The sequence below is a fragment of the Pseudoalteromonas sp. APC 3893 genome, from assembly GCF_030408095.1.
Taxonomy (GTDB): domain Bacteria; phylum Pseudomonadota; class Gammaproteobacteria; order Enterobacterales; family Alteromonadaceae; genus Pseudoalteromonas.
Genome location: NZ_JASDCD010000031.1, coordinates 24,427 through 32,364 on the forward strand (window position 1 = coordinate 24,427; position 7,938 = coordinate 32,364).

The following is a 7,938-nucleotide window of genomic DNA, read 5'->3' on the forward strand; positions in this document are numbered from 1 at the left end:
GCAAAGAGCAGTTTAACCAATCAATTAACAACAATATTTAGCCTCTTTCAATGACCGCTTATCGCTCAAATAAGACCCAAAAAATGGCTCATATAGCTATCTAGGTTAACGCTTTCAAAAAACAGAAGTATATTTCCGATAACTACCTTTGAATCCCTATAAACGGAAGTTTGCTTCCGAAATATAGCAATATTGGGTTAGAAACCGGAAGTTTACTTCCGTTTTGTACTTTAAGATTATAAGTAGGTATCTAATGAAAGCTCGGCAGTCCAACTCGTTTTTGCCCCAAGACGAGTTAACGTAAATACTCTAAGGACAGCTTTGAGCGAAGCAGGTATTCAAAGTATTAATGAATGAATAAATAATCAATTCTTGTTATGTAATATAATTAGCTTCTCGTTAAAATTTTCATAAAATTTAAGTTGTTAATTTCAAAGCTATTTTTTATGCGTGTTTTCGTAATGTACTTTTACCCATTCTCGAATAAGTAAATTCTCGGTTATAGGAGAGTCTAAAAAAATTGTAATTCCTTTAGGCTATGTGTAAGTTATTAATAATTAAATTAATAAAAATCGTATTTTGATAATTCTGGAAATTGACACATTGAGTGTTAACGGGAATTTTCGGTAATACGCCGTTAGGCTTCACGGAGAAAGGTGTCAAATTTTGAGCATGGAAAGTGTCATTTCAATAATCGGATCTATCGCTTCAATAGGTGGTGCTGTATGGGCATTTGTCGAAGCTAAGAAATCGGTAAACGCAGCCAGTAAAGCAGAAAAGCTTCGTGATGAACTTATAAGCCGTAGAAAAATGGTTGAAGTATCGCAAGTTCACTCCGAAACAAAGCGTGTTTTATCTGTTGTGTCAAAAGTCGGTCCTTCATGTAATGCCAAACTTCTCAAGGGAGTTAACTGCGCTGATATTGCAAAAGAAGTTGAGGTGTATGCTAGTTTCATTTTTGAACAAAGCGGTCATTTCACTGATTTTTTTGAGAACAAAGCAAAAGAACTTTGTAATGATTTAAAAGATGACATTGAATCATTGTCTGAAGCAATTAATTTTGAAGACAAAAAAAATTATGGCAAAAGTATCTACTACAAAATTCAAAACTTTATGCCCTTTGTTAAACAGCTTTCCGATGAAAAAAAAGAACGGGCTTAAGGAAAAAGTAAAGGAAAAACTATGAAATTATCAGACGGCGAAAAATTAATTGTTTTAATGCTTAGCGAGCTTTATGAAAAATTAGATGTTAAAGGTGAAATAGAACCAGATTTTATTAAATCAGCTATTTTCAGTGATCAACTATGGGGCGTAAAATGGAAATACAGTGGCATTCCATTTGAAGAGTCGGACGATCCTGAAATTGTTAAAGAGGTTGTTGATATTTTAGATATGTGGAGCTTTATAGAACACGCCTATAGCAAGCTGAACGAAGAAGAAAAAGCCAAACTAGAATCTGACGTTCCTTATTTTGGTAAAGACCCCAAATTCATTGGTTTTGATGGTAATAATGAAACTGAGTATATGGGAACAGCAATGTTTCTAGTTAACGAATTGGAAAGATTTCAAGAGTTTAGTGGTCGGAGCTTCAATAGTCATTGCCCTTCAATTGACGGTCATAAAAGAATGTTAAGTGCATTTGAACCAATAAGACAAACTTTGTCTTATGAGCCGTTAAACCTTGCGCAATTGACTACTATATTGAAAGAAAAAGTTCACCCTAGTCGAAGAGAATCCTAACAAACGCTTCAACAAAGGACGTTACTGATTAGATACTCTAACGTATTTATGTCCAAAAACGAGTTTGTATGGACGTCTGCTTCTCGCTCTAACCCGACTATCAGCTGGATAGTAGAGGTGCTATTATTAAATATAACTTTTTCTGGCTTTGAGGTATCTATGCCTAGTGATATTCAACCTAGTGCTAATCATAAATTTGTAGATATACTTAGCAATGGAAAAGTTAATTTAAGCTCAAACCCTTTAGATGAAATTGAATTAATTCAACGTGGTTTAGATATAAAGAGTGTTGAGAAGTTTAGGCTTCAGTTAGGTTGGGATATTCAATCCTTTGCTAAAGCAATTGGTACAAATATTAGAACTTTGGAACGTCATAAAAAAGAGTACACACGTTTAAATGCAACTTTGAGTGAAAATACCTTTGAGTTAGCTCATCTAGCATCAGCTTGTATTGATTACTTTGAAAATATTGAACGATGGAATAAATGGCTAAATACGTACTCCTTACAATTTAGCTCTAAAACACCTTTAACATTTGTAAATACAATTGCTGGTAGAAGGTTAATTAGGAACGTTATAAATAGCCTTAAATACGGTTATAACGCTTAAAAAAACCCCAACATTTGCTGGGGTCTCTCTATTTAGCCTCTGCCTTTTCGGCAGTTGAAAGTCACAAGTTGTGGTTGTTTACTTCCTGGCCTAATTTCAGCTGCCTACTCGGCAGTTCACTTTTGAAGTAGCCAGGTTGCATTATTTTAGTAATTTCCAGCTGCCTACTCGGCAGTTCACTATTAAAAATAGTTTAAATTCCTATAAATACCAAACTGTTAAATGAATTTAAATTATTTACCCTTATTTTTAATCAACCTTATAACCAGTTGAAAATTAAAAGAGTGTTTTAAAATTATTAAAAAAGGGTATTCAAAGAGGGAACCGTGCCTTGAAATGTTTGATTTGTAGCAAAGCCATAATTATTAAATTGATTTTCTATCGCATTAGTATTTTCAATTTTTTGTATGTGAAGTATAAAATTTTCCCCGTTGCCTTTGCTTGATACGGGTATTGAATGAAAGTGGCCTATGACTTTTTCCTCAAATTGATACTCTGGGTAGTAAACCTCGCCTCTGGCTTCAGCTCGTTTTTTAGCGCGCTTTAACCGTCTTTGCTTTTCGCCAACAAATGCTTTGGCTACTGATTGGTTGCGAACAAACATGACTTCGCTTTGGTTTGCTGGTACTTCGAGTATTTTTGATAAGCCAAATAACTTGTCATAAGCCATCATCTCAAAATAGCTTTGCTGAGACAGATGGATTAATTGCTTTTTATCTATCGATACAAACGCTATTTGATTACCTATCGTTTGCTCATTCCATTTAGGAAAGCACACACCAATATTACTTATTCCGCGTGAACTCATAAACCCATGCAAAATGCCAATACAACGCCCTGCAAGAAGGCTTACATCACAATTTTTAGGTAAATAAGTAATAGTAAAATAATAGCGTTTCAACCTTTACTCCTTTGGAACAAGCCACCTTTGATCAACACTGCCGCAATAAAATGAACCGCGTTTGATTTTTCACTTTGCTCTAAACCATACTTTTCCATGTGTTTAATATGCAAAGCAATGCGCGGGAGTAATGAATAAAAGTCTGAATGGGTCTTAGGTGTTCTGTGTGCAACTAATATTTGCTTATCTGCGCCATACTCATGAGTGCGCAAAAGTTTGTAGCCTCCCTCGTACCAATCATCGATAGTTTGGATAGCAGCTCCTACTTTTTGTGAGTTTAAACTTGCTGCTTTTTTATCGCCCACTTGTGTGTATGCAAGTTGTTTAGATGACATGCCTTGTGCAACATTATCTACAAACTTTTGACTAGGGTGAACCTCTTGGCTAAATGCATTTTTAATTTTTGCGGTTATATCTAAATAACAATAATTTTGAGGATTGCTAAGCCCTTCTTGAATAGCTTCTGACAACGTTAATAATGCTGTTTGATTATTTTGCCAATTGCCTTGCCATTTTAGTTTTTGTACACCTTCAACAATAATTGGAGCTGCGTGCTCAGTAAGGATTTCAATATCTATATTTGGTGATTGACGGTTGCGCCAAAGCCAATTGCCCATCAGTATATTTTTAGCGTAACGGGTAGCAACTTCATTAAGGCCATTGTTCTTTTTATAGGTTTCAAAAAACCGTTTTAACCAATAAATAACTTTAGGGTCATCACAAACATGTGGCTCATTGCTATTAGCCTCAACCCTGAGTGAAAAACGGCAAAATAGCTCATTTACTGTTGGAGGCACGTAGCACACATCAATTGTTTGAGGGTTTCCAAACGCGAGATCTTGTGGCGCTAAATTTTTAGCCACATTTTGCTTTTGATAAGCATCGCCAAACCCTGACTTTTGCCCAACTAATTTATTTTGCTCTATTTGTAGCGGTTCAAAATCAGACTCCGGTGTTTTATAAAAAAACACCGCTTTACTGGGTGAGAGCGAACGCGTGTAACTTAAGTGCCGAGATAATTGCATTATTCATACTCAAACTTAGACTTTTTCATAAGCATAGACTCTTTTTGAACATCCATAACCCAAAATGCGTCATGAAAGAACTGCTTAGCGCCTGCGTACTTAACTGATGTATTGCTAACACACTCTAAAAGCCCAATTACGGGCTCAGCATAACAATGGTATTCATGTAATGCTGCATCTCGCTTTACGGGTTCTTCAAGCGCAGCAAAGCCAATTGCAGCGGGTCTTAAATTAAAGTTACCGTTAAGGGCATCAATCAATTGTTCAAAACTTTTGACTACTTTTTTTGAAGGGTATAACCAACTGCCATTTAACGATTTTGCCTTAAGGTTTTTAAACAGCTCACTCGGTTTACTATACACATGACACCAGTCTATATTTTGGTATAACGAAGGTGGATGCATAGTCCCGCCCGCAAACATAGATGGTAGTGCGGGCTTTATAAGCTGACTGTTTAATTTATTAAGCACCTCTTTATTTGGTACAAAAAGCCTAAATACTAAATCGAGTGTTATGTCACATTTAGGCTTATCGATAATACCAGAACTTATTACATGGCTTCGGCCAGCAACTTGTTTTAACTTGCTTGGCTCAGGTAATGGTTTACCTGTATGTAATTGATAGTTTTCAATGTAAATAGCACTGCCAATACTCTTAATTGAAGGGTCTATAAAGTTTTTTAGCTTACGCTCAAAGTTATGAGCAAGCCCATTTAAGGCTGTAAGTGATGGCATACCTTGGATATACGGGTTAGCCATTGTCTCGGCATCAAACACTCGCATATCTTGGCAATGTACATACACTATTTGCTCATCATTTAATGTTTCTTCTTCAGCTGCACAGTGAGTAAACACATAGTTTAACTGCGTTTTAAACAGCCCCATTAAATTAGGGTGATACGCAAAGCGTTTGAGCTTACTTAAATTACTAAGGCTCTCATTTAGTACGTTACTAAATTGGCTAATACAGTTGGTAATACTCTGATCTAAGTAATGCTTTGCCCACTCAGGGTAAGCTTGCTCTTGAGCGTTATTTTTAGCTTCCAGAATGTTATCAAGCCACAACTGCAAGCTAACACGTACTTGCCTAATAGCCGCAACTCGCGCTAATCGCTTTTGCCTTAACGTATTAAACTGTTTAATACCAACCAATACCAAAAGCGCCTGTTGAAATTGACTACTTAATAGCGCACGAATTTTAAATGCTTTCTCAATATCATAATTAGCTACTTTAGAGCGGTTAATAGCCTTTGAATATGTTTTAGGGAAGTAACGAAGCACTCTTATATTACCACCTACTGAGCTTGCTAAATCGCCAACATTGGCTGGTCTTGAGTGCTCAACTAAAGCAAAGTTTAACTTACGCTCTGTTGTTAATTGCTGAATTTTAGCTAGCATTGCGTGGCTTACTACAGGCGTAACCGCAAGGTAGCTTTGCTGAAATGGCATTTGTAATTGTGGTGAAAAAGGGCTTACTTCTAATGGGAGCTCTGCAACTGGCAACTGCTGTTTTATTTTACCCGCGATGTCTAAAACCGTCTTTTTAGTAAACCCGTATGCTCTTATTAAATTAATCCAAACAGGCTCTTCAGTTATTAATAACTTTGCTAAACAAGTCACTTCGCCCTGCCAACTAAATGAGGTTAAAAATAACTTTGCATGATTAATTTCAGCACTGTTGTGCGACCAGCCAAAACTTAAAGATAATGACCGGCTACAAATACCCGTAATATCTTCACTTACAACTTCACTAATTAAACGTTGATGACTTACTCGTATATCGGGGTATTTTAAATTATGAGTATGAAACCATTTAACTTCGTTAATACACCTACTCAGTAACACTTCATCGCGTAATACGCTTTTAGCGGTTCTTGTACTTGTTAAATCATCAATTTCACTTCGCTTATAAACTAGGTTAATGAGCACAGTCAGCGCTTGTTCTTCAAAGCCATCTACCGCAACATGAGCCGTATATGGAGCAAACAACTTTCTAAGTGTTGTGGTTTTTTCTTTTAGCGATTCAATTACGAGTGCATTTTGTAAGTTCATAAGTTACCACGGCGCTATAAATTGTTTTTTTGTTTGAGGCTTTTCAGCTGCGAATGCTTGCTGTAGTTCAATTACTTGGCGTAAATAAAAAACATGGCTATCAGCTCTGAGCTGTTCGTGCTTTTTTTGTGGATAAGCGCAGTTTAAAAAGCCTTCTTGATGAAGCCTGTAAACTTGCTCTGTGGTGGTGTTTAATAATACTGCGGCATCAAAAGTACAAAGCAGTACATCTGCAATATTTGGATGTTTAGCTTTAGGGTTACTATCAACTAATTCGACAAAATAATTAATAATCTCATCAAGTACTTTGTTTTTAAGGCTACTTGTTGCAGCTATTTGACCATCACAGATCAAATCACCATACACAGAGTTGAACTTAGTTTTATTAAAAGGATTAAGTTGCTTAAGCCGCGCATTGTTTGTGAGTAAGTTTAATTCAGCGGTAAGGCCTTCAGGCCAAGTACTAAAGTAATTAACAAAAGCTAGATTAAAGTCAGCATCGTTTACATCAAGTTGCTTAACCTTCGCAAACCACGATATTAACCCCACTATTTTTTGGCTGTTATTACCTGCAAGCACAAATGCAATTTTAAAATCTGCATCGTTTAACTGTTCACTACTGGTTAGTTTATAACCACAACTGCACTCTAAAAACGCCTCAGAAGCTCTGTAATCAATTGAGTTATGGCATTCTTTACAATGTGTAGTTAATTGTGTTTTATGCTTATGGCACGCTTTATAGGGCTTTAAATGCCAATAAAAAGGAATACATGAAGATTCAGACAAGCATTTAATGCAAACAGGTATGTTATCAGTGCGAAGTAGCTCAAGGGGAATAGTCAGTTCATTTCGACTTACTGCTGCTAAGTTGCCAAATTTAAAGTTACTGCGCCGCCATGCAAGCGCAAGAATGTCACCAGCGTTAACATCAGCTAATTGGGCTACTAACTTGAGCGCTCTTATTCTAAAGCTGCTCGCTTGCTTAGCATGATAAACATCAACCTTACTAAGCTCCAACGGCAACGCACCTTCAAGCTCATGATCTTGCTCTGCAAGCCATTGCCACAAAATATCAGCAAGCTCACTATAACCATCGTATGAGTTATCTCTTGCAAGCCTTAGTAAATAGCTTTCAAGCGCCTCATCTGGGTAAGGTTTTGTTTGAACTAAAAAATGCATCGCCAACCTAAACTAAGAAAATCTTAGTTTAGGTTTAGGCTAAATAAATTAGATAGTCAAAAAATAATTATCGTTAAATCATTCGTACTTCACAAAAGTACAATATCTGATACTGTAGAAAGTGTTACGCCATTTCTAAAGGATGTATTAATAGCCAGTAACACAATAAAAACTCAAATTTAAAAATACAAAGCTAACTTATAAGGAGATTCTTATGGCTTGTAACTGCTGTAATAAAGCACTCAATAGTGGAATGATCATAAAGGCTGACCAAATTACAGGACAAAGATTTAAATCTTGCCCTCATTGAATCGCCCCGTGTTTGCCAGAGACTCAATAACTTGAGAAACTGGAACTATGAAAAAATCAAATCGCTATACATCAGAATTTCGTGAACGTGCAATTAGGCTTGTTACCACACAACAGCATGAAT

7 protein-coding genes are annotated in these 7,938 nt (G+C 36.3%); 3 read left to right on the forward strand and 4 right to left on the reverse strand.

The features are described from left to right. Positions 1–672 precede the first annotated feature (672 nt). From QMA12_RS20345 to QMA12_RS20355, 3 genes are all read left to right on the forward strand, one after another. Entirely contained in the window at positions 673–1,161 is a 489-nt protein-coding gene (locus QMA12_RS20345; RefSeq protein ID WP_055011428.1) for a hypothetical protein, read from the forward strand. 21 nt (positions 1,162–1,182) lie between these two features. After that, positions 1,183–1,740 (forward strand): YfbU family protein, encoded by a 558-nt coding sequence (locus tag QMA12_RS20350; RefSeq protein WP_055011429.1) that lies wholly within the window; start codon positions 1,183–1,185, stop codon positions 1,738–1,740. A gap of 159 nt (positions 1,741–1,899) precedes the next feature. Continuing rightward, complete coding sequence (locus QMA12_RS20355) at positions 1,900–2,349, forward strand: antitoxin Xre/MbcA/ParS toxin-binding domain-containing protein (RefSeq protein WP_290211271.1); 450 nt, start codon at positions 1,900–1,902, stop codon at positions 2,347–2,349. Positions 2,350–2,647: 298 nt separating this feature from the next. On the opposite strand, the gene cas6f is transcribed toward QMA12_RS20355, so the two are convergent. Genes cas6f through QMA12_RS20375 form a run of 4 tightly spaced genes read right to left on the reverse strand, consistent with a single transcriptional unit; the run spans position 2,648 to position 7,505 of the window. Then, the gene (gene cas6f, locus QMA12_RS20360; protein ID WP_290211272.1) at positions 2,648–3,250 is read right to left on the reverse strand and encodes a type I-F CRISPR-associated endoribonuclease Cas6/Csy4; all 603 of its coding nucleotides are present in this window, start codon (positions 3,248–3,250) and stop codon (positions 2,648–2,650) included. After that, positions 3,247–4,275: a type I-F CRISPR-associated protein Csy3 gene (gene csy3, locus QMA12_RS20365; protein ID WP_036981987.1), complete on the reverse strand. Its 1,029-nt coding sequence runs from the start codon at positions 4,273–4,275 to the stop codon at positions 3,247–3,249. The genes cas6f and csy3 overlap by 4 nt, the downstream gene beginning before the upstream one ends. Continuing rightward, positions 4,275–6,326 (reverse strand): type I-F CRISPR-associated protein Csy2, encoded by a 2,052-nt coding sequence (locus QMA12_RS20370; protein ID WP_290211273.1) that lies wholly within the window; start codon positions 6,324–6,326, stop codon positions 4,275–4,277. Before QMA12_RS20370 ends, csy3 begins: the two co-directional genes overlap by 1 nt. A 3-nt stretch (positions 6,327–6,329) precedes the next feature. After that, entirely contained in the window at positions 6,330–7,505 is a 1,176-nt protein-coding gene (locus tag QMA12_RS20375; protein ID WP_290211274.1) for a TniQ family protein, read from the reverse strand. Positions 7,506–7,938: the final 433 nt, after the last annotated feature.